Raw genomic sequence first — 25,824 nt, forward strand, 5'->3', positions numbered from 1 at the left:
ACACCGCTCCCTGTGGGAGCCGGCTTGCCGGCGATGGGCCGCAAAACGACCCCAGCAAAATCGATCAAAGCACCGCTTTCGGATAAGAGCCCAGCACCTTCAGCGCCACAGCCTCCTGGCTGATCTGCTCCAGCACCGCCTTGATCAGCGGATCACGGTGATGGCCGACAAAGTCGATGAAGAACACGTAGGTCCACTTACCACTGCGCGAAGGACGGGTCTCGATGCGCGTGAGGTCGATGCCGTTTTCATGGAACGGCACCAGCAGCTCGTGCAGAGCACCCGGCTTGTTGCTCATGGAGACGATGATCGAAGTCTTGTCGTCGCCGGTCGGCGGTACTTCCTGGTTACCGATCATCAGGAAGCGCGTGGAGTTGTCCGGGCGGTCCTCGATCTTTTCGGCCAGACGGGTCAGACCATACAAGTTGGCCGCCATGTCGCCGGCGATCGCCGCCGAGTTCCACTCGCCCTTGACCCGCTTGGCCGCCTCGGCGTTGCTCGACACAGCCACGCGCTCGACGTTCGGGTAATGGGCGTCCAGCCACTTGCGGCACTGGGCCAGCGACTGGGCATGGGAGTAGATGCGGGTGATGCTGTCGGTCTTGGTGTTCTCGCCCACCAGCAGGTGATGGTGGATACGCAGCTCGACCTCGCCGCAGATCACCATGTCATGCTCGAGGAAGCTGTCCAGCGTGTGGCTGACGGCGCCCTCGGTGGAGTTCTCCACCGGCACCACGCCGAAATTGACCGCACCCGCCGCCACTTCGCGGAACACTTCGTCGATGGCCGCCATCGGGCGGCTGACCACGGCATGGCCGAAGTGCTTCATGGCTGCGGCCTGGGTGAAAGTCCCCTCAGGGCCGAGGTAGGCCACTTTCAGCGGCTCCTCGAGCGCCAGGCAGGAGGACATGATCTCGCGGAACAGCCGCGCCATCTCTTCGTTGTCCAGCGGCCCCTGGTTACGCTCCATGACGCGCTTGAGCACCGCGGCCTCGCGCTCGGGACGGTAGAACACCGGCGCCTCGCCTTCAGGCAGCGATGCGGTCTTGACCTTGGCCACTTCCTGGGCGCAACGGGCGCGCTCGCTGATCAGCTCGAGGATCTTCTCGTCGAGGCTGTCGATGCGCACACGCAGGGCCTTGAGCTCCTGATCGGACATCAGCCGTGCTCCTTCTCGAATTCACCCATGTACTGCACCAGCGCCTCGACAGCCTCCAGGCCCAAGGCGTTGTAGATCGAAGCGCGCATGCCTCCAACCGAACGATGGCCCTTGAGGTTGAGCAGGCCACGGGCATCGGCACCAGCCAGGAAGGCTTTGTCCAGACGCTCGTCGGCCAGGCGGAACGGCACGTTCATCCACGAGCGGGCGTTGACGCTGATCGGGTTGGTGTAGAACTCGCTGGCATCGATGAAGCCGTACAGGCGCTCTTTCTTGGCGCGGTTGCGCTGCTCCATGGCCTCGACGCCACCCTGCTCCTTGAGCCACTCGAACACCAGGCCCGAGAGGTACCAGGAATAGGTGGCCGGAGTGTTGTACATCGAGCCGTTGTCGGCCGACACCTTGTAGTCGAGCATGGTCGGGCAGCTGCTGCGGGCACGACCCAGCAGGTCTTCGCGCACGATCACCACCACCAGGCCGCTCGGGCCGATGTTCTTCTGTGCGCCGGCATAGATCAGGCCGTACTGCGACACGTCGATCGGGCGCGACAGGATGTCCGAGGACATGTCGACCACCAGCGGGACGTCACCGGTCTCGGGTACCCAGTCGAACTGCAGGCCACCAATGGTCTCGTTGGACGCATAGTGTACGTAGGCGGCGTTGCGGGTCAGCTGCCACTCGTTCTGGCCCGGGATGGCCAGGTAGTCGTAGGGCTTGGCGCTGGCAGCAACGTTGATAGTGCCGAAGCGGCGCGCCTCCTCGATGGCCTTCTTCGACCAGATACCGGTCTCGACGTAGTCGGCGGTGCCGTTTTCCGGCAGCAGGTTCAGCGGAATCTCGGCGAACTGCTGGCTGGCACCGCCCTGCAGGAACAGCACCTTGTAGTTGGAGGGGACGGATAGCAGGTCGCGCAGGTCCTGCTCGGCCTTTTCGGCGATAGCCACATAGTCGTCGCTGCGATGGCTCATCTCCATCACCGACAGACCCTTGCCGCGCCAGTCCAGCATCTCGGCCTGGGCGCGCTGCAGCACGGCATCAGGAAGCGCGGCAGGGCCTGCGCAGAAGTTAAAGGCTCGTTTGCTCACATCCACTCTCGCTCTGCCAAATAGAACAAAATCGTAATTCGCTGCCGACCAGTCAAGACTGTGTCGCCGGCACCGGGGCTGCCTTGCAGCGCCAATGCCCCACCTTCATCAGTCAAACGGGGCGACCTTGGTCGCCCCGCTCGGGTTGTTGCATCGATTATTCCTGAGGCGCCTCTTCGGTGCCGGCATCGTCGTCGCCCACCGCATCGAGCGGGGCGCCCTCCTCGTCCGTCTCGATCAGTTCATCGAGCTCTTCCTCGGAGGGTTCCTGAACGCGCTCAAGCCCCACCAGCGTCTCGTCGGTGGCCAGCTTGATCAGCGTGACACCCTGGGTGTTACGGCCCAGGCTGGACACCTCGCCGACCCGGGTACGCACCAGCGTGCCCTGGTCGGAGATCAGCATGATTTCCTCGCCTTCTTGCACCTGGATAGCGCCGATCAGCAGGCCGTTGCGCCCCTTGGTGCCCATGGCGATCACGCCCTGACCGCCACGGCCGCGACGCGGGAACTTGGACAGCGGCGTGCGCTTGCCAAAACCACGCTCGGAGGCGGTGAGGATCTGCGCGCCAGACTCCGGAATCAGCATGGAAATGATCTGCTGACCCTTGCCCAGCTTCATGCCGCGCACGCCACGGGCGGTACGGCCCATCTCGCGCACCACGCTCTCGGCGAAGCGGATCACCTTGCCGGCGTCGGAGAACATCATGACTTCCTTGGCGCCATCGGTAATGGCGGCGGCGATCAGGGTGTCACCTTCCTTGAGCTTCAAGGCGATCAGGCCATTGGAACGCGGACGGGCGAACTGCACCAGCGGAGTCTTCTTGACGGTACCGGAAGCAGTGGCCATGAAGATGTAGGCGCCGGTCGCTTCAGCGGCCCACTCAGGGGTGTCGCCGTCTTCCTCGTCGATCTCCTCGGCTTCCACCAACTCGCCTTCGATCACGCTGTCGTCGCTGTCTTCCAGTTCTTCCTCTGGATCTGCGTGCTGCTGCAGCGCCTCCAGATCGATCTGCAGCATGGCGGTGATGCGCTCACCTTCTTCCAGCGGCAGCAGGTTGACCAGCGGGCGGCCGCGGGCGGCGCGGGAGGCCTCGGGAATTTCGTAGGTCTTCTTCCAGTACACCTTGCCCTTGCTGGAGAACAACAGCAGGGTGGCGTGGCTGTTGGCGACCAGCAGGTGCTCGATGTAGTCCTCGTCCTTGACGCCTGTGGCCGACTTGCCTTTGCCGCCACGGCGCTGAGCCTGGTACGCGGACAATGGCTGGGTCTTGGCGTAGCCACCGTGGGAGATGGTCACCACACGCTCTTCTTCGGGGATCATGTCGCCGTAGTTGAGGTCGTGGCTGGCATTGAGGATTTCGGTGCGACGGGCATCACCGTACTCGGCGCGGATCGCTTCGAGTTCTTCGCGGATCACTTCCATCAGACGCTCGGCGCTGCTGAGGATGCGAATCAGCTCGCCGATCTGCTCGAGAATCTCCTGATACTCGGCCAGCAGCTTCTCGTGCTCCAGGCCGGTCAGGCGGTGCAGGCGCAGCTCCAGGATCGCCTGGGCCTGTTCCGGCGACAGGTAGTACTTGCCTTCGCGCAGGCCGTACTGCTCCGGCAGGTCTTCCGGACGGCACGACTCGGCACCGGCACGCTCGACCATGACCTGCACTGCACTGGACTCCCAGGCCGTGCTGATCAACGCTTCCTTGGCTTCGGACGGCGTCGGCGAGGCCTTGATCAGGGCGATGACCGGATCGATGTTGGACAGCGCGACCGCCTGGCCTTCAAGGATATGGCCACGCTCGCGGGCCTTGCGCAGCTCGAACACGGTGCGGCGGGTGACCACCTCGCGACGGTGGCGAACGAACGCTTCGAGCAGGTCCTTCAGGTTCAGCAGGCGCGGGCGACCGTCGATCAGGGCAACGATGTTGATACCGAACACGCTCTGCAGCTGGGTCTGCTGGTAGAGGTTGTTGAGCACCACCTCCGGCACCTCGCCGCGACGCAGCTCGATGACGATACGCATGCCATCCTTGTCGGACTCGTCGCGCAGCTCGGTGATGCCTTCGATCTTCTTCTCTTTAACCAGCTCGGCGATCTTCTCGATCAGGCGCGCCTTGTTCAGCTGGTACGGCAGCTCGGTGACCACGATCTGCTGGCGGCCGCCGACCTTGTCGATGTCCTCGATCTCGGAGCGGGCACGCATATAGATGCGGCCACGGCCGGTGCGATAGGCCTCGATGATGCCTTGGCGACCATTGATCAGGCCCGCTGTCGGGAAGTCCGGCCCCGGGATGAACTGCATCAGCTCATCGACCGTGATGTCGGAGTTGTCGATCAGCGCCAGGCAGCCGTCGATCACTTCGCCGAGGTTGTGCGGCGGAATGTTCGTCGCCATGCCCACGGCAATACCGCTGGAGCCATTGACCAGCAGGTTGGGGATCTTGGTCGGCATGACCGCCGGGATCTGCTCGGTACCGTCGTAGTTCGGTACCCAGTCGACGGTCTCTTTGTGCAGGTCGGCCAGCAGCTCATGGGCCAGCTTGGACATGCGCACTTCGGTGTATCGCATGGCCGCGGCGTTGTCGCCGTCCACCGAACCGAAGTTGCCCTGGCCATCGACCAGCAGGTAGCGCAGCGAGAATGGCTGGGCCATGCGCACGATGGTGTCGTACACGGCGGTGTCGCCGTGCGGGTGGTACTTACCGATCACGTCACCGACCACACGGGCGGACTTCTTGTACGGCTTGTTCCAGTCGTTGCCCAGTTCGCTCATCGCATACAGAACGCGACGATGCACGGGCTTCAAGCCGTCACGCGCATCAGGCAGCGCTCGCCCGACAATAACGCTCATCGCGTAGTCGAGGTAAGACTGTCTCAGTTCGTCTTCGATATTGACCGGGAGGATTTCTTTGGCCAGTTCGCCCATGAGAAGCCTGATTCCTTTTTCTGGTGAAACTTCGCCTGATCCCTCGAAGGACGAACGAAGCTCGCCGCCGCAGCGCAATTGGGGTGCGACGACTTACGACAAATCAATGAGTTGTGCCATGGATCTGCGCAATGAAGGCCGCGGTAAAGAGCGGCCTTGGAAACTGCCGGATGGTATCACAAACGCTGCGCGCATGGGAGATATGGCAGGTTGCCGTACTGCACCATCCGCACGGATGGAAAAACGCCTCAGTGGAGGCGTTTGCGGCACATCAACTGGGCGATTTTTGCGGTATCCGGGCGCTCGACCACGCCCTTCTCGGTGACGATCACGTCGATCAGGTCGGCCGGGGTGACATCGACCACCGGGTTGTAGGCCTCGACATCAGCGGTTACCTGGATCCCGGACACCTCCAGCAGCTCTTCCTCGCCGCGCGTCTCCAGCGGGATATCCTCACCGGTGGGCAGGTTCAGATCGATGCTGGTGCTCGGCGCCACCACCATGAAGCGCAGCCCGTGGTGCATGGCCGCCACCGCCATCTGGTAGGTACCGATCTTCGCCGCCACATCGCCATTGGCGGCAATGCAGTCGGCGCCGACCACCACCCAGGTGATGCCCTTGGTCTTCATCAGGTGCCCGGCCGCCGCGTCGGCAACCACGGTCACCGGCACACCGTCGGCGGCCAGCTCCCAGGCGGTCAGGCGCGAACCCTGCAGCCACGGCCGCGACTCGCAGGCATAGACCTGCTCGACCATGCCCTCCAGGGTGGCGGCGCGGATCACCCCCAGGGCGGTACCGAAGCCGCCGGTGGCCAGGGCCCCGGCGTTGCCGTGGGTGAGCAGGGCCTGCTCGCTGCCCTGGTGCCTGCGGATCTGCTCGACACCGAACTGGGCCATGGTCAGGTTGGCCTCGCGATCACTCTGGTGAATCGCCACCGCCTCGGCCTCCATCACCTTCAGCACGTCTTCATCCGGGCGCAGGCGCTGCAAGCGCTCACGCATGCGGTTGAGCGCCCAGAACAGGTTGGCCGGGGTGGGCCGCGCCTCACCGAGCATCATGAAGTCTTCTTCGAGGCTCTCTTCCCAGCTCTCGCCTTCGGCCAGGCGACTGCGCAGCGCCAGCACCAGCCCGTAGGCGGCGCAGATGCCGATCGCCGGAGCGCCACGCACGGCCATGTCGCTGATCGCCTCAGCCACCTCGGCCGCCTCGGTGCAGGCCAGCCAGCACTGCTCAAGCGGCAGCAGGCGCTGGTCGAGCAGGTGCAGCACGCCGTCGCGCCACTCGATGCCCGTCACCGTCTCCGCCGCCATCAGTTGCTCGCGCATCGCCTCTCCCCGTCGCCCTGGCATCAAAAGCCGGCGATTATAGCGAGCCTGCGTCGCGGACGCTCGGGTATACTGCGCGTTTAGCCGAACCGATCCAGGTATATATCGCGCATGCCCATCGCCACCCCCCTCCTCGACCTGCTGCTTGTGCCGGACTGGCTGGTCCCCGTCGAGCCGGCCGGTGTCGTGCTGGAGGGCCATGCGCTGGGTATCCGCGACGGCCAGATCGCCTGGCTCGGCCCACGCGAGCGGGCGCCACAAGCGCGGGAAGTGCGAACGCTGCCCGACTGCCTGCTGACGCCCGGGCTGGTCAACGCCCACGGCCACGCCGCCATGACCCTGTTCCGCGGCCTGGCCGACGACCTGCCGCTGATGACCTGGCTGCAGGAGCACATCTGGCCCGCCGAGGGTCGCTGGGTGAACGAGGCCTTCGTAGCCGACGGCACCGAACTGGCCATTGCCGAACAGCTCAAGGGCGGCATCACCTGCTTCGCCGACATGTACTTTTATCCCCGAGAGGCCTGCGACCGCGTGCACCGCAGCGGCATCCGCGCGCAGATCGCCGTGCCGCTGCTGGATTTCCCCATCCCCGGCGCACGCACCCCGGACGAGGCCCTGCATCTGGCCATCGAACTGTTCGGCGAGCTGCGCCACCACCCGCGCATCACCATTGCCCTGGGCCCGCACGCCCCCTACACGGTGAGCGACGAGAACCTGGAGAAGATCCGGGTGATCGCCGACCAGCTGGACGCACCGTTGCACATGCACATCCACGAGACCGCCAGCGAAGTCGAGCAAGCGCTCAAGGACAACGGCGAGCGGCCACTGGCGCGCCTCGCGCGCCTGGGCCTGCTGGGCCCGAACCTGCAAGCGGTGCACATGACCCAGATCAGCGACGAAGACCTGGCGCTGCTGGTAGAAAGCAACACCAGCGTGGTTCACTGCCCCGAATCCAACCTCAAGCTGGCCAGCGGTTTCTGCCCGGTGGAGCGCCTGTGGCAGGCCGGGGTGAACGTGGCCGTCGGCACCGATGGTGCCGCCAGCAACAATGACCTCGACCTGCTCGGTGAAACCCGCACCGCCGCGCTGCTGGCCAAGGCCGTCGCCGGCTCGGCCACCGCCCTGGACGCTCACCGGGCGCTGCGCATGGCCACGCTCAATGGCGCCCGGGCCCTCGGGCTGGAGGCGATCACTGGCTCGCTCGAAGTGGGCAAGGCCGCCGACCTGGCCGTCTTCGACCTGTCGGGGCTGGCGCAGCAACCGGTGCACGACCCGGTCTCGCAACTGATCTACGCCACCGGTCGCGACTGCGTGAAGGATGTCTGGGTCGCCGGGCAGCAACTGGTCGAGGACCGCCGCCTGAGCCAGATGGACGAAGCCGCGCTGGCCGCCAACGCCCGCGCCTGGGGAGCCCGCATCGGCGGGCGCAACGAATGAACGGCCGGCAGCTGCGGCTGCCGGCCCGCGACACTATTTATCAAAGATTCAGAGGACTGTTCCCATGAGCAACGTCGACCACGCCGAAATCGCCAAGTTCGAAGCCCTGGCCCACCGCTGGTGGGACCGCGAGAGCGAGTTCAAGCCGCTGCACGACATCAACCCGCTGCGGGTCAACTGGATCGACGAACGCGTCGGCCTGGCCGGCAAGAAGGTGCTGGACGTCGGCTGCGGCGGCGGCATCCTCAGCGAGGCGATGGCCCAGCGTGGCGCCACCGTCACCGGTATCGACATGGGCGAAGCACCGCTGGCGGTGGCCCAGCTGCACCAGCTGGAGTCGGGCGTTGCGGTGGAGTACCGGCAGATCACCGCCGAAGCCCTGGCCGAAGAGATGCCCGGCCAGTTCGACGTGGTCACCTGCCTGGAAATGCTCGAGCACGTACCCGACCCTTCCTCGGTGATTCGCGCCTGCTACCGCATGGTCAAGCCCGGCGGCCAGGTGTTCTTCTCGACCATCAACCGCAACCCCAAGGCCTACCTGCTGGCGATCATCGGCGCCGAATACGTGCTGAAGATGCTGCCGCGCGGCACCCACGACTTCAAGAAGTTCATCCGCCCCTCCGAGCTGGGCGCCTGGAGCCGTGCCGCAGGCCTGGAGGTCAAGGACATCATCGGCCTGACCTACAACCCGCTGACCAAGCACTACAAGCTGTGCAACGACGTCGACGTCAACTACATGATCCAGACCCTGCGCGAGGAATGAGCATGCGCCTGCGAGCAGTACTCTTCGACATGGACGGCACCCTGCTGGACACGGCGCCGGACTTCATCGCCATCTGCCAGGCGATGCTCGCCGATCGCGGCCTGCCGGCCATCGACGACGCACGCATCCGCGAGGTGATTTCCGGCGGCGCCCGCGCCATGGTCGCCGCGACCTTTGCCATGGACCCCGAGGCCGACGGCTTCGAAGCCCTGCGCCTGGAGTTCCTCGAACGCTACCAGCGCGATTGCGCGGTGCACAGCAAGCTGTTCGACGGCATGCCGGAGCTGCTGGCCGACATCGAGAAAGGCAACCTGCTGTGGGGGGTGGTCACCAACAAACCGGTGCGCTTCGCCGAACCGATCATGCAACGCCTGGGCCTGGCCGAGCGCTCGGCGCTGCTGATCTGCCCGGACCACGTGAAGAACAGCAAGCCCGACCCAGAGCCGCTGATCCTGGCATGCAAGACGCTTGACCTGGACCCGGCCAGCGTCCTGTTCGTCGGCGACGACCTGCGCGACATCGAGTCCGGCCGCGACGCCGGCACCCGCACCGCAGCGGTGCGCTATGGCTATATTCATCCAGAGGACAACCCTAACAACTGGGGCGCCGACGTGGTGGTGGACCACCCGCTGGAACTGCGCAAGGTGATCGACAGCGCGCTGTGCGGCTGCTGATTTCAAGTCGCAAGCGTCAAGCTTCAAGCCTCAGGAAAAAGCAGCTCCAACACTGATGCGCTTTCTCCTGTAGCTTGCCGCTTATAGCTTGCAGCTCATATTCAAGGACAGACCTATGTTCGACTACACCGCCCGCCCCGACCTGCTCAAGGGCCGGATCATTCTGGTCACCGGCGCCGGTCGCGGCATCGGCGCCGCCGCCGCCAAGGCCTATGCCGCCTTGGGCGCCACCGTGCTGCTGCTGGGCAAGACCGAAGCCAACCTGAACGAGGTCTACGACCAGATCGAAGCCGCGGGCCACCCGCAGCCGGTGGTGATCCCGTTCAACCTGGAAACCGCCCTGCCCCACCAGTACGACGAACTGGCGGTGATGATCGAGGACCAGTTCGGCCGCCTCGACGGCCTGCTCAACAACGCCTCGATCATTGGCCCGCGCACGCCGCTGGAGCAGCTGTCGGGCGACAACTTCATGCGCGTGATGCACATAAACGTCAACGCCACCTTCATGCTGACCAGCACCTTGCTGCCGCTGCTGAAGCTGTCGGAGGACGCCTCGGTGGTGTTCACTTCCAGCAGCGTCGGGCGCAAGGGCCGCGCTTACTGGGGTGCCTACGGGGTGTCTAAATTCGCCACCGAGGGCCTGATGCAGACCCTGGCGGATGAACTGGAAGGCGTAGCGCCAGTGCGCTCCAACAGCATCAACCCGGGCGCCACGCGCACGGCGATGCGCGCCCAGGCCTATCCGAGCGAGAACCCGCAGAACAACCCGCTGCCCGAGGACATCATGCCGGTGTACCTGTACCTGATGGGGCCGGACAGCAAGGATGTGAACGGGCAGGCGCTGAACGCGCAGTAAAACCGACAAGCCCGCCCCTACGCCTTGCTGCGTGGGAGCGAGCTTGCCCCGCTATGGTTTCAGCCCGCCGCCAAGGCCGGGCGCAGGCGCCCTTGCTGACGCCCTTCGAGCTGCATGCAACGCTCCAGGAACAGGAACATGCAGTCGTAGCTCTTGCAGATCGCCCGACGCAGCTCGGTGCGCAGCCCCAGGGTCGGGCTCTCGCCCGCCAGCGTGCAGATGATTTCCAGCGCTTCCCACGGGTGCGCGTCATCATACTGCGCATGCATCTTCAACCATTTCATGGCGCGCTTGCGGGTGTCTTCGGGGAAGCCCTGGGCGTAGGTATCTTCGGCGCAGACCACCGCCGACCATTCACCGGTGGCACCTTCGATGGCGTAGTTGGTGGCCGCCATGGCGATGGCCAGCGACTCGGTGGCGCATACCCGCCAACACCAGTCGTTCAAGCCATTGAGCTCGGGCGGCACTTCCTGGGACTGCAGTTCATGCAAGTGGATGCCATGAGCCTGGCACCAGTGCACCCAGTAGTCGGCATGATTGAGCTCGACGCGGATGTTGCGCATCAGCCAGCGGCGCGCCATGTCTTCGCCGGGATGCCGGGCGTAACGGGTCTTGGTGAGGTTGTGGGCCATGTAGAGGGAGAACTGCTCGACCACCGGCCAGCCACCGATCAGGTACTGGCGGATGGTCGACTGCTTGAGCTGGCCATCGCGCAGGCGTTGGTAGAATTCATGCTCCACCACCCTGCGCTTGCTTTCGCGGCAATCCTCTATCAGTTGTTGGGCCCACTGCGGATAACTGGCCGGATCCATCAATGGTCCGATCCTTACGAACGCGTCGATCACTGTCAGCTCCTTGATTCCCTGTGATTTCCGGGCGTTGTTCAGCGAAAGGTCCCCGGCGCCCGGTGCAGAAGGGGCCTCGCGGCAATCCGTTGGCGCTGCAGGCTGTCGCAGGTGAACACCTGCGGGCGTTCGATGAGATATCCCTGGGCGTAGTCCACGCCGATCTCCTGCAAAGCCTGCTCGATCAGTGGCGTCTCGACGAACTCGGCGATGGTCCGCTTACCCATGACGTGGCCAATGTGATTGATCACTTCGACCATAGCCCGGTTGATCGGGTCATCGAGCATGTCCTTGACGAAACTTCCGTCGATCTTCAGGAAGTCTACAGGCAAATGCTTCAAATAGGCGAATGACGACATTCCGGCGCAGAAGTCGTCCAGCGAGAATTTGCAGCCCAATCCTTTCAATTCATTGATGAACCGTATTGCACTGCCCAGATTGGCGATGGCGCTGGTTTCGGTAATTTCAAAACAGATGAGCCGTGGCGGGATGTCGAACTCGCCAAACAGGCGCTGCAGGTACTCGAGGAACTTGTCGTCGCCGATGCTCGAGCCCGAAAGGTTGATGGCACACATTGCCAACGGCCCCTCCCGCCCCTCGTCCAGGCACTGGCGAATCACCTGGAACACACTGCGCACCACCCAGCGATCGAGCGCGGTCATCAGGCCGTAGCGCTCGGCTGCGGGAATGAAGCTGTCGGGCAGGATGGTGCGTCCGCTTTCATCATGCAGGCGCAGGAGGATTTCGATATGCCCCGGTCCTTCATGGGGATGCAGCGGGGCGATTTCCTGGGCGTAGAGGCAGAAGCGATTCTCCTCCAGCGCCACGTGCAGGCGCTGGATCCAGGCCATTTCACCGAAGCGCATGGACAGCTCGCTGTCGTCGGCGTGATAGACCTGCACCCGGTTGCGCCCTTTCTCCTTGGCCATGTAGCAGGCCATGTCCGCCGCGCGCAACGACGCCTCCAGGGTACTGGGCACCTGGGCGATATGCACCAGGCCGATGCTGACCGTGGTGACGAAGGGCCTGCCCTTCCACACGAAATGCAGGCTCTGCACGGCCTGGCGCAATTGCTCGGCAATGCGCTCGCCCTGCTCGGGGGGGCAGTTCTCGAGCAGCACGCCGAACTCGTCGCCGCCCAGGCGCGCCAGGGTGTCGCCCTCGCGCAGGCCCGACTGCAGCACCGCACAGATATGCCGCAACAGCTCGTCGCCAGCGGCATGGCCACAGGTGTCGTTGACCAGCTTGAACTGGTCCAGGTCGAGGAACATCAGCGAATGCCGCCCGGCCTGGCGCGCCAGGCCATTGAGCGCCTGCTCCAGGCGATACTCGAACTCGCGGCGGTTGGCCAGCCCGGTCAGGGCGTCGTGGGTGGCCTGCCACGACAGGTTGGCGATGTACTGGCGCTCCTGGGTCATGTCATGCAGCACTACCACGATGCCACTGACCTGCCCTTCGGTGAGGATGGGCGAGCCCACCAGGTTGACCGACACCGTGCTGCCGTCCAGGCGCTGGATCAGCCGGGCGTGCTCGGCGCCGCCCTTGAGGCTGCCGCTGAGCACCTGCTCGACCAACGTCATGCTATCGCCTTCGGCATTCTCGTCGAGCAGGCTGAACAGCGCCGCCAGCGGCAGACCCTGGGCCTGCACCGCCTGCCAGTGAGTCAATTGCTCGGCAGCCGGGTTCATGTAGCTGATGCAACCGTCGACATCGGCGGTGATCACCGCGTCGCCGATCGACTCCAGGGTGATCTGCGCCCGCTCCTTCTCCTCCTGCAACGCACTGGCGAACGCCTGACGCTGGGCCAGCAGCTTGCTCGAGCGCCGCCAGGCCATGGCGATAAGGAACAGCGCGGTGGCCAGGTTGGTGAGCATCAGCACCTTGAGCAGCATCCGCGAACCTTCGCCCAGGGCATCGCTGAACGCCTTGGCGGCAGGGGTCACGCCATCGTTGATGGCGACGATGCGTGCCTTCCAGTTGGCTACCTGGTGGGCGTCGGCCTTGCCGCCGGCAAACCCTTCGCGCATCTGCTGGGCCAGCACGTCGAGCTGGCGCAGGTAGTCGTCACCGATGTCCCAGTAATCGATGGCGGTTTCCATGTAGCTGATATGGCGAAAGTTGCGGTAGAACCAGATGATCCGGGCGACGTCCTCGGGATGATTGCCACCCTGCAGCACGCCTTGGCGCGCCGCCTCCAGGTCCGGCTCGGGCCGATCCAGGGCCAGGCGCAGGTTGTGATCGCCCTGGGGCACCAGGATGGCCCGGCGATAACGGGCATAGGTCAGCGGATCGCGATCATCGGCATAGAGGTTGAGGTAGTAGATGGCGTCCTTCTGCGCCTTGGACCATAGGCTCTCGCCCGCCACATAGGCGCGCACGGCGGACAATGCATAAAGACTCAAACTGCCCAGCAGTACCTGGAAAACCACAACGGCGACGAAGGGCCAGATGATGCCCAGCAGCCTTGGCGCTTCGAGAGTCCGATTTCCCTTCATGTAATCCCTGTCATGGCGGCAGATAAGGCACGAATCGACCTAGACAAGCACAGCGTAGGCCATTTGCCATGAAGCAGCGACCAGGGAAAAGCGCCAAGCGGCAAGAAAAAGCCTGCTCGTTTCGACTTGCCGCTTGAACCGTGAAGCTTGAGGCGGTTTTTCAGGTTTGCTGCAGGTGGCCGTAGAGCTTGGCGTACAGGCCACCTTCGGCGATCAGCTGCTGGTGGTCGCCATCTTCGGCGACATGACCGCCATCGAACACCAGCACCCGGTCCGCCTGCTTCACCGCCGACAGGCGGTGGGCGATGATCAGCGTGGTGCGCCCGCTGAGGAAGCGCGCCAGGGCCAGGTGCAGGTTGTATTCGGTGGCCGCGTCCAGCGCGGAGGTGGCCTCGTCGAGGATGACTACCTTGGGTTCGGCCAACACCATGCGGGCGATCGCCAGGCGCTGGCGCTGGCCACCGGACAGACGCACGCCGGAACGCCCGACGATGCTGTCCAGGCCCTGGGGCAGCGCGGCGATGGTGGCGTCCAGCTGGGCGATCCGCAGTGCCTGCCAGCAGGCGTCGTCGCTGCAGTCACGGCCCATGGTCAGGTTGGCGCGCACACTGTCGTTGAACAGTGACGGGTGCTGCAGCACCACCGCGACATTTTCGCGCAGGGTCTCCAGGCCGATCTCCTGCAGGCTGGCGCCTCCAAAGCGGATGGTCCCGGCCTGGGCGCTGTACAGCCCAAGCAGCAACTGCACCAGGGTACTCTTGCCGCCGCCGCTGGCACCGACGATGGCGACCTTCTCGCCCGGGGCGATGGTCAGGTTGAGCTGGTCGAGCACCGGCTCGTCGGCATAGGCGAAGCGCAGGTCGCGCACCTCGATACCGACCGTGTCGCGCCCGGCGAACGGGTCGGCGGCCGCCGGGTACTGCGGCTCGTCGGCCCGCGCCAGCAGCTCGTTCAAGCGGCTCAGTGCGCCGCCAGCGGCATAGTAGGCATATTGCAGGTTCAGCAACTGCTCCACCGGCCCGATCATGAACCACAGGTAGCTGAACACCGCCAGCATCTGGCCGATCGACAGGTCGGAGAACAGCACCGTGAGCATGGCAGCGGCACGGAAGATATCGATGCCGAACTGGAACAACAGGCCACTGGCGCGGCCGCTGGCGTCGCTCTTCCACTGCGATGCCACCGCGTAGTCACGCACCTCGCGGGCGCGCAGCCCCAGGCGGCCGAGGAAGTAGCCCTGGCGGTTGCCGGCGCGGATCTCCTGGATCGCGTCGAGGGTCTCGGTCAATGCCTGGGTGAAACGTGCCGTGCTGTCGTTCTCGAGCTTCTTCAGGTGCTTGACGCGCTTGCCCAACTGCACGGTGAAATAGATCACCAGCGGATTGAACAGCAGGATCAGCAGCGCCAGCTGCCAGTGCATCCAGATCAGGATGGCCGCGGTGCCGGTCAGCGTGAGCACGGCCACCAGGAAGCGGCTCAGGGTTTCGCCGACGAACTTGTCGAGGGTGTCCAGGTCGGTGACCAGGTGGGTGGTCACCGTGCCGCTGCCCAGGCTTTCGTATTCCTTGAGCGAAATGCGCTTGAGCCGCTCGATCAGGCGGATGCGCAGGCGGTAGACGATGTCCTTGGCCAGGCCGGCGAACAGCTTGGCCTGGACCACGTTGAACGCCAGTGCCGCCAGGCGCAGGCCGAGGGTGGCGCACAGCATCAACCCGATGTAACCGGCGGCAACTTGCCAGCCCGCGGGCAGGAAATTGTTCATCCACTTCAGCGCCGCGTCGCCATGCCCCAGCAGCACTTCGTCCACCAGCAACGGCAGCAGCAAGGGAATCGGTACGCTGCACAGGGCGGCGAGCACGGCCACCAGGTTGGCGGTCCACAGGGCTTGCTTGTGGTGCAGTGCCAGGCGGCGGATCTCCGCCCAGCTCAGGCGATCGGGCACAGCGGGGGACTTCCCTGGCACAGGGTCTGGCGACCCTGGCAGGTCAAGCACAGGCGGCCTGCTGCAGCCAGCGGCCGAGCAAGGGTTGCAGGCTGTCCAGCGGCTGGTAGCCATTGGTCAGCAGAGCCAACTGGCCATTGCGCTCGGCCAGCAGCGTGGGGAAGCCAGCGATGCCCAGGTCCTGCACCCAGGCGAAATCGGCACTGGTGGCGATTCGGGTGTCAGGGAGGGTGAAGCGCTGGGAGAACTGCTCGCGGTCGAAGCCGGCCTGCTCGGCCAGCTCCACCAGTTGCGGGGCGCGGGTGACATCCACGCCCTGCTCGTAGAACGATGCCTGGATCAGTTGCAGCAGGCGCCAGGCCCGCTTGTCGTCCAGCTCGCGTGCCGCCACCAGGGCGCGGCACGCCGGCTCCGTGTCGTAGACGAAACCGTCGGGCATCGCGTCGTCGAAACGGAACGGCTGCCCGGTGGCGTCATGCACCGCCTGCCAGTGCTCGAGGATGTACTTACGGGTCGAGGCGTCCAGGGCGCTGCCACCGGTGCGCAGGCCGCCCGGCACCAGGCGGGTCTCGACACCCGCCTCACGGGCCTGGGCGATCAGCGCCTCGGCCACCGGGGCAAAGCCCCAGCACCAGGAGCACATCGGGTCCATCACATAGAGCAGGCGTGCGGACATGCATCAGGCCTCGGCTTTGTAGTTGAAACCGATCGGGTGCGGCTGGTTGCGCGCCTTGGCCAGCTCGATCTGCTTCTGGCGGTCGATGGCGCTGCGCCGGGTCTTCTCGCTCAGGCTGTCCCAGCAGTGCGGGCAGCTCACGCCTGGCGAATAGTGCTCCGACTCCCGGTCCTTCACGTCGATCGGGTGGCGGCAGGCATGGCACTGGTCGTACTCGCCCTCGGTCAGGTCGTGGCGCACCGTGACCCGGTTGTCGAAGACGAAGCAGTCGCCGTCCCAGAGGCTTTCTTCCTGGGGCACTTCCTCGAAGTATTTCAGGATGCCGCCCTTAAGATGATAGACCGCTTCGTAGCCCTCACCGAGCATGTAGCTGGAGGCCTTCTCGCAGCGGATGCCACCGGTGCAGAACATGGCGACCTTCTTGTGCTTGCTCGGGTCGAAGTGGGCCTTGATGTAGTCGGGGAACTCGCGGAAGGTCTCGGTCTTCGGGTCGATGGCGCCCTTGAAGGTGCCGATGGCCACTTCATAGTCGTTGCGGGTGTCGATCAGCAGCACTTCCGGGTCGCTGATCAAGGCGTTCCAGTCTTTCGGATCGACGTAGGTGCCGACCGCCTTGTTTGGGTCCACGCCCGGCACGCCGAGGGTGACGATCTCTTTCTTGAGCTTGACCTTGGTGCGGTAGAACGGCTGCTCGTCGCAGTACGACTCTTTATGGTCGACGTCCACCAGGCGTGGGTCGTTGCGCAGCCAGGCCAGCAGCGCGTCGATGCCTTCGCGGGTGGCCGAGACGGTGCCGTTGATACCTTCGTTGGCCAGCAGCAGGGTGCCTTTCACGCCGTTGTCGAGCATGGCCTTCAGCAGCGGCTCGCGCAGTTCGACGTAGTCTTCGAGGGTGACGAACTTGTACAGCGCCGCCACGACGATCGGTTGGGTCATTGCGTTGAATCTCCAGGTGGTTGCCCTCGTAAGGGGCGGACCGGGTTTGGCAAAAGCATGGGGCCGCTGCGCAGCCCATCGCCGGCAAGCAGGCTCCCACACGCTCAGCGCAAGACTCGAAATTTGCGCAGGACCTGTGTGAGCCGGCTTGCCGGCGATGGGCCGCAAAGCGGCCCCGAGGGAATAACGCGAATTGTACCAGAACGACGGAAAGGATTCAGTGCTTGCCGCCGCCGGCGCACACCGGCGAGGCCGGCGCCACACCGACCACGGCCCATTCCTCGGGCGTGTAGGTGTGAATCGCCAGGGCGTGGATCTGGCCCATCAGCTCACCCATGGTGGCGTAGACCTTCTGGTGGCGCTTGACGCTGTTCAGTCCGGCGAACTGCTCGCTGACCAGCACCGCCTTGTAGTGCGTTTCCTGGCCACGGCTGTGCATATGGCTTTCGTTGTGCACTTCGAGGTGTTGCGTGCCCAGCGGCGCCAGCTGCTGTTCGATGCGTTGCTGCATGCTCATCGCGTCACGCTCACTTCTTCGCCGGGGCCTTGCCGGCGCTTGGGTCGAGTTCCTTGGTCATGTCGTCGAGCAGCTTGTTGACCACAGGTACCGCCGGCTCCAGGCTCTGCTGGGTCAGCTGGGCGGACTGCTGGGTGACCTTGGGCATTTCACGCAGGACTTTCTTGCCCAGCGGCGACTCGTAGAACTTGACCAGGTCGTTCAGCTCGGCCTCGGTGAAGGTCGCGGTGTACAGGTCGACCATCTTCGGCTTGAGCTTCTTCCAGCCGATGGCGTTGTCCAGGGCGGCGTTGGCCTTGGCCTGGTAGCTGTCGAGCACGGTTTTCTTGGAGGCCGGCGCCTTGGTCTGCTCGAAGCGCTGGGCGAACATCTGCTGGACCTGCATGTACACCGGGGTGCCCAGCTTGTCGGCATTGGCCAGGGTCAGGAATTTCTCGGCGGCAGCGTTGTGCGCTGGAGTGGCAGCGAGTACCTGGCCGCTGGCGCAAACCAGGGCAACGGCGGCACAGAGGACACGGAGACGGGTCATTGCATTTCCTTCAAGAAAGGGAGGCGAGTACCTCAGAGTAGAGCATTCTGCGCTGTGATGGCGAAGTGCTCAAGTGGCACGACGAGCGACGGAACCGCTCTGTCGAATCAGGGCCTAAACTGCGATTTCGAACCACAAAGGAGTGAGCGCAGCATGAGCCGTATCGAGACAGACAGCCTGGGCCCGGTCGAAGTTCCGGAGGACGCCTACTGGGGTGCGCAGACCCAGCGTTCGCTGATCAACTTCGCCATCGGCAAGGAGCGCATGCCGCTCGCGGTACTGCACGCCCTGGCGCTGGTCAAGAAAGCCGCTGCCCGGGTCAACGACCGCAACGGCGACCTGCCCGCCGATATCGCCCGCCTGATCGAGCAGGCCGCCGACGAAGTGCTCGACGGCGAGCACGACGAGCAGTTTCCGCTGGTGGTGTGGCAAACCGGCAGCGGCACCCAGAGCAACATGAACGTCAACGAAGTGATCGCCGGGCGCGCCAATGAGCTGGCCGGCAAGGGCCGTGGCGGCAAGGTGCCGGTGCACCCCAACGATCACGTCAACCGCTCGCAGAGCTCCAACGACTGCTTCCCCACCGCCATGCACATCGCCGCGGCCCAGGCCGTGCATGACAAACTGCTGCCGGCGATCGCCGAACTGTCGGCCGGGCTGGCCGAGCTGTCGGCGCGCCACACGCACCTGGTCAAGACCGGGCGCACGCACATGATGGACGCAACGCCCATCACCTTCGGCCAGGAGGTCTCGGCCTTCGTCGCCCAGCTCGACTACGCCCAGCGCGCCATCCGCGCGACCTTGCCGGCGGTTTGCGAACTGGCCCAGGGCGGCACCGCCGTGGGCACCGGGCTCAATGCCCCGCACGGTTTCGCCGAAGCCATCGCCGCGGAGCTGGCGGCCTTGTCCGGCCTGCCGTTCGTCACCGCGCCGAACAAGTTCGCCGCCCTGGCCGGCCATGAGCCGCTGACCAGCCTGGCCGGCGCGCTGAAAACCCTGGCCGTGGCCCTGATGAAGATCGCCAACGACCTGCGCCTGCTGGGTTCCGGCCCCCGCGCGGGGATTGCCGAGGTACGCCTGCCAGCCAACGAGCCAGGGAGCTCGATCATGCCCGGCAAGGTCAACCCGACGCAGTGCGAGGCGCTGTCGATGCTGGCCTGCCAGGTGCTGGGCAACGATACGGCGATCGGCTTTGCCGCAAGCCAGGGCCACCTGCAACTGAACGTGTTCAAACCGGTAATCATCCACAACCTGCTGCAGTCGATCGAACTGCTGGCCGATGGTTGCAGCAACTTCCAGCAGCACTGCGTGGCCGGCATCGAGCCGGACGCCGAACAGATGGCGGCGCACCTGGAGCGTGGATTGATGCTGGTGACGGCGCTGAACCCGCACATTGGCTACGACAAGGCGGCGGAAATCGCCAAGAAAGCCTACGCCGAGGGCAAGACCCTGCGCGAGGCGGCGCTGGAGCTCAAGTACCTGACCAACGAGCAGTTCGACCAGTGGGTGCGGCCAGAGAACATGCTGGCGCCCGGCGGCAAGGGCTGATCCGGCGGCCTCATCGCGATGCGACTTGCACCGCGATGAGGCCATCAATCAACCTGTACCCGACGCGCTTTCCAGCCAGCCACCAGCGATGGCCCCAGCGCCACCAGTGCCGAGCCCAGTACCACGGTCACCGCCCCGACATACCCCAGGCCATTGATCTGCTCGGCATGCACGTAGTCCGGCCAGAGCCAGGCCGCCAGCGCTACCGCAACGAACGTCACCAACGGTGTCAGCGCCAGGGTCGCGCTCACCCGCGAGGCCTCCCAATGCGCCAGTGCCTCGGCGAACGCGCCATAGGCCACCAGTGTGTTCAGGCAGCAGGCCAGCAACAGCCAGCCCTGCAACGGGCTGAGCTGCAACGCCTCCAGCGGATGCACCCAAGGCGTCAGCAGCAGCGCGCAGCAGATGTAGATCACCATCATCACCTGCTGCGAGTTCCACACCGTCAGCAATTGCTTCTGGCTCAGGGCATAGAACACCCAGATGCTGGTCGCCAGGATGATGGTCAGCACACCGGTGGTGTAGGTGCCGAGTGATGTGAGCAGTTCTTCCAGGCGCTGGTTGAAAAACAACGCGAAGCCCAACAGCAGCACCAACAGGCCCAGGCCCTGCCCCAGGCTGAAGCGCTCCTTGAAGACGAAGACGCTGGCCACCAGCAACAACACCGGCCCAAGTTGCACCACCAGTTGCGCGGTACCGGGGCTGAGCAGGTTGAGCCCAACCAGGTACAGAACGTAGTTGCCGACCAGCCCCGCCACCGCGACGGCCACCAGGCCCTTGCCCTTGACACCGAGACCGCTGAAAGACGGCAGCCGCCGATTGGCCGCCAGCCAGGCGAACAGCAGGCCGCCGGAAACGCTCAGGCGGTACCAGGTGACGGTCACCGGGTCCATCACCTGCAGCACCTGCTTGAGCTTGATCGGCAGGATGCCCCAGAGAAACGCGGTCAGCAGCGCCAGCAGCAGGCCCTGGACCCAGCGTCCGGAAGAAATGTGCATGGTGTCCTCGAATCAGGCCTTGGCGGGGGAAGCTGCAGTCTAAAGGCTTGCCGGGAAGGATGTGGTGGGAAAAGATTTCATCAGGTCATTCCCTGGATGCATGCTCAATGCGTGGGCGGGCTTTCGTGGGAGCGGCGGTGCGCCGATGCGACTTGCCCCGCGATAGGGCCAAGCCAACACCCGTGCACGATCCGCCTACTTCTTGTCCTTGGCGAACGCCGCCTCCAGTGACTGGTTGATCGTGCGCAGCACCTTCACCCGCGCCCAGCGCTTGTCGTTGGCCTCCACCAGGGTCCATGGCGCGATCTCGGTGCTGGTGCGGTCGACCATGTCGCCCACCGCTTCGGAATAGACATCCCACTTGTCGCGGTTGCGCCAGTCTTCCTCGGTGATCTTGTAGCGCTTGAACGGGATCTGCTCACGCTCCTCGAAACGCTCCAGCTGGGTCTGCTGGTCGATGGCCAGCCAGAACTTGACCACCACCACCCCGGCGTTGCTCAGTTGCTCCTCGAAGTCGTTGATCTCGCCGTAGGCGCGCATCCAGTCCGCCGGGCTGCAGAAGCCCTCGACCCGCTCCACCAGCACGCGGCCATACCAGGAGCGGTCGAAGATGGTGAACTTGCCGCGGGCCGGGATATGGCGCCAGAAGCGCCACAGGTACGGCTGGGCACGTTCTTCCTCGGTGGGCGCGGCAATCGGCACAATGCGATACTGGCGCGGGTCCAGCGCCGCCGCCACTCGACGGATGGCCCCGCCCTTGCCGGCCGCATCATTGCCTTCGAACACCGCCACCAGGGCGTGCCGGCGCATGCGCTTGTCGCGCAGCAGGCCAGCCAGGCGTGCCTGTTCGGTGACCAGCTGTTCCTGGTAGTCGTGCTTGTCCAGGCGCAGGGTCATGTCCAGGGCGCCGAGCAGGCTCTTCTGGTCGATGCTGCGCCCCAGGGGCGCGACGTTACCCTGGTGCTTGCCCTTGGGATTGTTGGCCAGCGCGGCCTGCAGGCTTTCGAGCAAGATGCGCCCGACCGCCAGGCTGCGGTAATGCGGGTCGACGCCCTCGACCACATGCCAGGGCGCATAGTCGCGGCTGGTACGGCGCAACACCCGCTCGCCGAAGCGCACGAAGCGGTCGTAGGTTTGCGACTGCTGCCAGTCCAGCGGGCTGATGCGCCAGTTGTGCAGCGGGTCTTCCTTGAGTGCCTTGAGCCGCGCCTTCATCTGCTTCTTGGACAGGTGGAACCAGAACTTGATGATCAGCGCGCCCTCGTCGCACAGCATCTGCTCCAGGCGCTCTGCTCCGGCGATGGCCTGGTCGAGCACGGCGTCCTTGAACTGGCCGTGCACTCGCCCTTCGAGCATCTGGCTGTACCAGTTGCCGAAGAACACGCCCATGCGCCCCTTCGGTGGCAGCGCCCGCCAGTAGCGCCAGGCCGGCGGGCGGGCCAGCTCTTCGTCGGTCTGCTGGTCGAAGGTGCGTACCTCGATCAGCCGCGGGTCCATCCACTCGTTGAGCAGCTTGACCGTCTCGCCTTTACCGGCGCCCTCGATGCCGTTGATCAGCACGATCACCGGAAAGCGCGCCTGCTGCTTGAGTTCGTACTGGGCTTCGAGCAAGGCCTCGCGCAGGGCGGGCACTTCGGCTTCGTAGGTGTCCTTGTCGATGCTGTGACCGATTTCGGCGGATTCGAACATGGAGGGCTCCTTCAATGGATAAGCAAGATTAGCGGATCGAGCAGGATTTTTGCGCCCTCTGCGCTCAGCATCGCGACACCAGGCCGCTGCCACGAACGACGCAAGCGTCTGCAGATCGCTTAAGATCCACCCTTTGTTGCAACCGAGCCGACCATGTCCGACACCCTCCTCCCCACACAGGCCCAGATCGACTGGGATGACCAGGGCCGCCCCCACTCCCGGCAATACGACGATGTCTACTTCGCCATCAACGAAGGCATCGACGAGACCCTGCATGTGTTCATCGAGCAGAATCACCTGCGCCAGCGCTTCGCCGAGCTGCAGCCGCATGCCTGCCTGGTGATCGGTGAAACGGGCTTTGGCACCGGCATGAACTTCTTCTGTGCCTGGCAACTGTTCGCGGAGCTTGCGCCCGCCGACGCACGCCTGCATTTCGTCAGCGTCGAGAAATACCCGCTGGCCCCCGACGACCTGGCCCGCGCCATGCAGCTGTGGCCGGAACTGGCCGCCTTCACCCAGCCGTTGCTGGAGCAGTACGTGGCGATCCACCCGGGCTTCCAGCAATTCAGCCTCGACGGTGGCCGCGTCACCCTGACGCTGATGATCGGCGACGCGCTGGAACAGTTGCCTCAGCTCGACGCCCGCATCGACGCCTGGTTCCTCGATGGCTTCGCCCCGGCGAAGAACCCCGACATGTGGACGCCGGAACTGTTCGCCCAGCTGACGCGGCTGTCGCACCCCGGCACCACCCTGGGTACCTTCACCACCACCGGCTGGGTGCGTCGCTCGCTGATCGAGGCCGGCTTCACCATGAAGAAAGTGCCGGGCATCGGCAAGAAGTGGGAAGTGATGCACGGGGTCTACAGCGGTGCGCCTGTCGCTCGCGCAGCGCCCTGGTACGCGCACCCGGCACCCGCATCGGGGCCACGCGAAGCGCTGGTCATCGGCGCCGGCCTGGCCGGCAGTGCCACGGCCCGGAGCCTGGCTGCACGGGGCTGGCAGGTCAGCGTGCTGGAGCGCCACGACGGCCCGGCCCGGGAGGCCTCGGGCAATCCACAAGGCGTGCTGTACCTCAAGCTTTCCGCCCACGGCACCGCCCTTTCGCAGATGATTCTCGCCGGCTTCGGCTACACCCGCCGCTGGCTCGAGCATCTGCAGCGTGGCCAGGACTGGGATGCCTGCGGCGTGTTGCAACTGGCTTTCGATGATCAGGAAAATGCGCGCCAGGCCAAGCTGGCAGCGGCCTTTGACAACAGCCTGCTGCAGCGCCTGGAGCGCGCCCAGGCCGAAGCCATCGCCGGGGTCGCGCTGCCCAGCGGCGGCCTGTACTACCCCGAAGGTGGCTGGGTGCACCCGCCTGCGCTGTGCCAGGCCCAGCTGGACCACCCGCGCATCCGTCTGCTTACCCACGCCGATGTGCTCGAGCTGCGCCGTACCGATGGCCTGTGGCAGGCCTGGGAGGGTGAGCGCCTATTGGCCAGCGCACCGCTGGTGGTGCTGGCCGGCGCCGCCGATATCCGCCGTTTCCCGGCGTGCGCCGGGCTGCCGCTCAAGCGTATTCGTGGGCAGATCACCCGCCTGCCCGTGACCGAAAGCAGCCGTGCGCTGCGCACCGTGGTCTGTGCCGACGGCTACGTGGCGCCCCCGCGAGGGGACGAGCACACCCTTGGCGCCAGCTTCGACTTCAACAGCGAAGACCTGACGCCAACCGTGGCCGAGCATCAGGGTAACCTGGCGCTGCTCGATGACATCTCCACAGACCTCGCCGCCCGCCTGCGCACCGCCGAGCTGGACCCGGCGCAGTTGCAGGGCCGGGCGGCGTTCCGCTGCACCAGCCCGGATTACCTGCCCATCGTCGGGCCGATGGCCGATGTCGAGGCGTTCAACGAGGCCTACGCCATGTTGGGCAAGGATGCGCGGCAGGTACCGGATGTAGCCTGCCCGTGGCTGGAGGGGCTGTATGTGAACAGTGGGCACGGCTCACGCGGCCTGATCACCGCGCCGCTGTCTGGCGAATTGATTGCGGCGTGGGTCAGCGGTGAGCCGCTGCCGGTGCCCAGGGCAGTGGCCGAGGCGTGCCATCCCAACCGCTTCGCGCTGCGTCGGCTTATCCGCGGCAAGTAGCACCAGGATTGGGCGCTGCGCTCCCGAAAGCGCGCCCCTTGAACGCAAAAGGCCGCCGCATCGATTGGATGCGGCGGCCTTTTGCCTTGTGGTCAGCGCCGACGCGGCTGGCGCTTGCGCTGTTCTTCGTCGGTCGGGATCGGCACCGGCTGCAACGGTGGCGGGAGCAGGCCCAGGGCGACGGCGAGGTCATGGAGCCAGTTGTACATGCGTTCGTTCATATTGCCCCCTTGACGGGTCAGCCTCACGGTCAATCAATCTTGCGATGCGTCATACAGATCATAGTCCGATGTCTTGTATTACGCATGCCTCTGTTCTTACAGATATGGGCGATTCTGACCCGGATCAAGCGCAGATGGCAGCTTCCGACGGTCGGTCAATCGTTTCGCTTTGTTGCAAATCGATCCAGGCCTGCAGATTGGCCCCGCGTTTACCCTGGCGCCACATCAACCAGGTCATCGCATGATCGAACGGTGCCTGCAAGCGGTGGGCACGCACCTGGTCGCGCCCCGGCAGGCTGTCGAGCATCGACTGCGCCATGAGTGCCACACCTGCCCCGGCGATCACGCAGGCCAGCATGCTCTGGTAGGACTCGATCTCCATCACCCGGCCCATGGGCGTGTGGGCATGGGCATACCAGGCTTCCAGGCGCATGCGGTACGAGCAGCCCTGGCGGAAGGTGAACACCGCCTTGCCGGCAACGTCACTGGCGCTGTGCACCACCGGGTGTTCAGGGCTGGTGATCAGCACCAGCGTTTCCTCGCACAGTGGCACGCCATCCAGCCCGGCCAGGTTGAGCGGGCCGTCGACCAACGCCGCGTCCAGCCGATGGCTGAGCACGCCTTCGAGTAGTTCCGCACTAGGCGCCGCCTGGACCTGCAGGTTCACGGCTGGATAAGCCTGGTGATAACGCGCCAGTAGCGCTGGCAAATGAATGGCCGCGGTGCTGTACATGGTGCCCAGCACGAAATCCCCCGCTGGCTGGCCCCCCTGCACCGCCGCGAGCGCCTCGTCGCGCAGGTTGGCAAGGCGGTTGGCGTAGTCGAGCAGCACCTTGCCGGCCGGCGACAGCTGCAAGCGCTGGCGCTCGCGCAGGAACAACTCCACGCCCAGTTGCTCCTCGAGCTGACGCAGGCGCGTCGACAGGTTCGACGGCACCCGGTGCAAGCGCTCGGCGGCGCGGGTAACCGAACCCTCCTCGGCCACGGCCTGGAAGATGCGCAGTTGGCTGAACTCCATGAGATTCTCCAAAACAGAACAACTTCATCATCATTATTCAATTTTATTGAAAGTCAATGCACCCTAC

General features: G+C 65.0%; 21 protein-coding genes. 6 read left to right on the top strand and 15 right to left on the bottom strand.

The features are described from left to right. Positions 1–64: 64 nt before the first annotated feature. The 4 genes from pheA to mtnA form a co-directional block, all read right to left on the bottom strand. Positions 65–1,159, bottom strand: a complete 1,095-nt coding sequence (pheA, locus tag AAHK21_RS06495; RefSeq protein ID WP_046856621.1) for a prephenate dehydratase — start codon at positions 1,157–1,159, stop codon at positions 65–67. Next, a complete protein-coding gene (serC, locus tag AAHK21_RS06500) occupies positions 1,159–2,244 on the bottom strand; it encodes a 3-phosphoserine/phosphohydroxythreonine transaminase (protein WP_046857873.1) in 1,086 nt (361 codons plus the stop codon). Before serC ends, pheA begins: the two co-directional genes overlap by 1 nt. Positions 2,245–2,401: 157 nt before the next feature. Then, complete coding sequence (gene gyrA, locus AAHK21_RS06505; RefSeq protein WP_046856622.1) at positions 2,402–5,164, bottom strand: DNA gyrase subunit A; 2,763 nt, start codon at positions 5,162–5,164, stop codon at positions 2,402–2,404. Positions 5,165–5,412: 248 nt separating this feature from the next. Next, entirely contained in the window at positions 5,413–6,489 is a 1,077-nt protein-coding gene (gene mtnA, locus AAHK21_RS06510) for an S-methyl-5-thioribose-1-phosphate isomerase (RefSeq protein ID WP_367856779.1), read from the bottom strand. A gap of 111 nt (positions 6,490–6,600) precedes the next feature. On the opposite strand from mtnA, the gene AAHK21_RS06515 reads away from it, so the two are divergent. The 4 genes from AAHK21_RS06515 to AAHK21_RS06530 all read left to right on the top strand — a co-directional run bounded on the left by AAHK21_RS06515 (position 6,601) and on the right by AAHK21_RS06530 (position 10,219). Further along, complete coding sequence (locus AAHK21_RS06515) at positions 6,601–7,926, top strand: TRZ/ATZ family hydrolase (RefSeq protein ID WP_367856780.1); 1,326 nt, start codon at positions 6,601–6,603, stop codon at positions 7,924–7,926. A gap of 64 nt (positions 7,927–7,990) precedes the next feature. Continuing rightward, the gene (gene ubiG / locus AAHK21_RS06520) at positions 7,991–8,689 is read left to right on the top strand and encodes a bifunctional 2-polyprenyl-6-hydroxyphenol methylase/3-demethylubiquinol 3-O-methyltransferase UbiG (RefSeq protein WP_023630595.1); all 699 of its coding nucleotides are present in this window, start codon (positions 7,991–7,993) and stop codon (positions 8,687–8,689) included. 2 nt (positions 8,690–8,691) lie between these two features. Continuing rightward, positions 8,692–9,363 carry an N-acetylmuramic acid 6-phosphate phosphatase MupP gene (mupP, locus tag AAHK21_RS06525; protein ID WP_102684341.1) on the top strand — a complete coding sequence of 224 codons (672 nt, stop codon included), beginning with the start codon at positions 8,692–8,694 and terminating at the stop codon, positions 9,361–9,363. A 115-nt stretch (positions 9,364–9,478) separates the two neighbouring features. Next, positions 9,479–10,219, top strand: a complete 741-nt coding sequence (locus AAHK21_RS06530; protein WP_102684342.1) for a YciK family oxidoreductase — start codon at positions 9,479–9,481, stop codon at positions 10,217–10,219. Between the two features lie 59 nt (positions 10,220–10,278). On the opposite strand, the gene AAHK21_RS06535 is transcribed toward AAHK21_RS06530, so the two are convergent. The 7 genes from AAHK21_RS06535 to AAHK21_RS06565 form a co-directional block, all read right to left on the bottom strand. Further along, complete coding sequence (locus AAHK21_RS06535) at positions 10,279–11,064, bottom strand: TenA family transcriptional regulator (RefSeq protein ID WP_046856627.1); 786 nt, start codon at positions 11,062–11,064, stop codon at positions 10,279–10,281. A 38-nt stretch (positions 11,065–11,102) separates the two neighbouring features. Beyond that, positions 11,103–13,559 carry an EAL domain-containing protein gene (locus AAHK21_RS06540; RefSeq protein ID WP_367856781.1) on the bottom strand — a complete coding sequence of 819 codons (2,457 nt, stop codon included), beginning with the start codon at positions 13,557–13,559 and terminating at the stop codon, positions 11,103–11,105. A 160-nt stretch (positions 13,560–13,719) separates the two neighbouring features. Then, on the bottom strand, positions 13,720–15,552 hold the full coding sequence (locus tag AAHK21_RS06545; RefSeq protein WP_367856782.1) for an ABC transporter ATP-binding protein: 1,833 nt from the start codon (positions 15,550–15,552) through the stop codon (positions 13,720–13,722). Next, entirely contained in the window at positions 15,545–16,177 is a 633-nt protein-coding gene (locus tag AAHK21_RS06550) for a DsbA family protein (protein WP_367856783.1), read from the bottom strand. The genes AAHK21_RS06545 and AAHK21_RS06550 overlap by 8 nt, the downstream gene beginning before the upstream one ends. Before the next feature lie 3 nt (positions 16,178–16,180). Beyond that, positions 16,181–17,113, bottom strand: a complete 933-nt coding sequence (locus AAHK21_RS06555) for a rhodanese-related sulfurtransferase (protein WP_023631440.1) — start codon at positions 17,111–17,113, stop codon at positions 16,181–16,183. A gap of 217 nt (positions 17,114–17,330) precedes the next feature. Further along, the gene (locus AAHK21_RS06560; protein WP_046856632.1) at positions 17,331–17,630 is read right to left on the bottom strand and encodes a BolA family transcriptional regulator; all 300 of its coding nucleotides are present in this window, start codon (positions 17,628–17,630) and stop codon (positions 17,331–17,333) included. Positions 17,631–17,640: 10 nt separating this feature from the next. Continuing rightward, positions 17,641–18,159, bottom strand: a complete 519-nt coding sequence (locus tag AAHK21_RS06565) for a DUF2059 domain-containing protein (protein WP_023631438.1) — start codon at positions 18,157–18,159, stop codon at positions 17,641–17,643. A 153-nt stretch (positions 18,160–18,312) separates the two neighbouring features. Between AAHK21_RS06565 and AAHK21_RS06570 the strand changes: the two genes are divergently transcribed. Then, positions 18,313–19,707 carry a class II fumarate hydratase gene (locus tag AAHK21_RS06570; RefSeq protein WP_046856633.1) on the top strand — a complete coding sequence of 465 codons (1,395 nt, stop codon included), beginning with the start codon at positions 18,313–18,315 and terminating at the stop codon, positions 19,705–19,707. Between the two features lie 44 nt (positions 19,708–19,751). Here the strand turns inward: AAHK21_RS06570 and AAHK21_RS06575 are convergent, their stop codons facing one another. Both AAHK21_RS06575 and pap read right to left on the bottom strand, forming a co-directional pair. Then, positions 19,752–20,705 carry a DMT family transporter gene (locus AAHK21_RS06575; protein WP_367856784.1) on the bottom strand — a complete coding sequence of 318 codons (954 nt, stop codon included), beginning with the start codon at positions 20,703–20,705 and terminating at the stop codon, positions 19,752–19,754. A gap of 195 nt (positions 20,706–20,900) precedes the next feature. Beyond that, positions 20,901–22,394 (bottom strand): polyphosphate:AMP phosphotransferase, encoded by a 1,494-nt coding sequence (gene pap / locus AAHK21_RS06580; RefSeq protein WP_367856785.1) that lies wholly within the window; start codon positions 22,392–22,394, stop codon positions 20,901–20,903. 153 nt (positions 22,395–22,547) lie between these two features. On the opposite strand from pap, the gene mnmC reads away from it, so the two are divergent. Further along, positions 22,548–24,518 (top strand): bifunctional tRNA (5-methylaminomethyl-2-thiouridine)(34)-methyltransferase MnmD/FAD-dependent 5-carboxymethylaminomethyl-2-thiouridine(34) oxidoreductase MnmC, encoded by a 1,971-nt coding sequence (mnmC, locus tag AAHK21_RS06585; protein WP_367856786.1) that lies wholly within the window; start codon positions 22,548–22,550, stop codon positions 24,516–24,518. Positions 24,519–24,610: 92 nt separating this feature from the next. Here the strand turns inward: mnmC and AAHK21_RS06590 are convergent, their stop codons facing one another. Both AAHK21_RS06590 and AAHK21_RS06595 read right to left on the bottom strand, forming a co-directional pair. Further along, complete coding sequence (locus AAHK21_RS06590) at positions 24,611–24,739, bottom strand: PA1414 family protein (RefSeq protein WP_256206021.1); 129 nt, start codon at positions 24,737–24,739, stop codon at positions 24,611–24,613. Between the two features lie 124 nt (positions 24,740–24,863). Continuing rightward, a complete protein-coding gene (locus AAHK21_RS06595) occupies positions 24,864–25,757 on the bottom strand; it encodes a LysR substrate-binding domain-containing protein (RefSeq protein ID WP_367856787.1) in 894 nt (297 codons plus the stop codon). Between the last annotated feature and the right edge of the window lie 67 nt (positions 25,758–25,824).

Source organism: Pseudomonas sp. TE50-2 (genome assembly GCF_040813665.1).
Lineage (GTDB): Bacteria > Pseudomonadota > Gammaproteobacteria > Pseudomonadales > Pseudomonadaceae > Aquipseudomonas > Aquipseudomonas soli.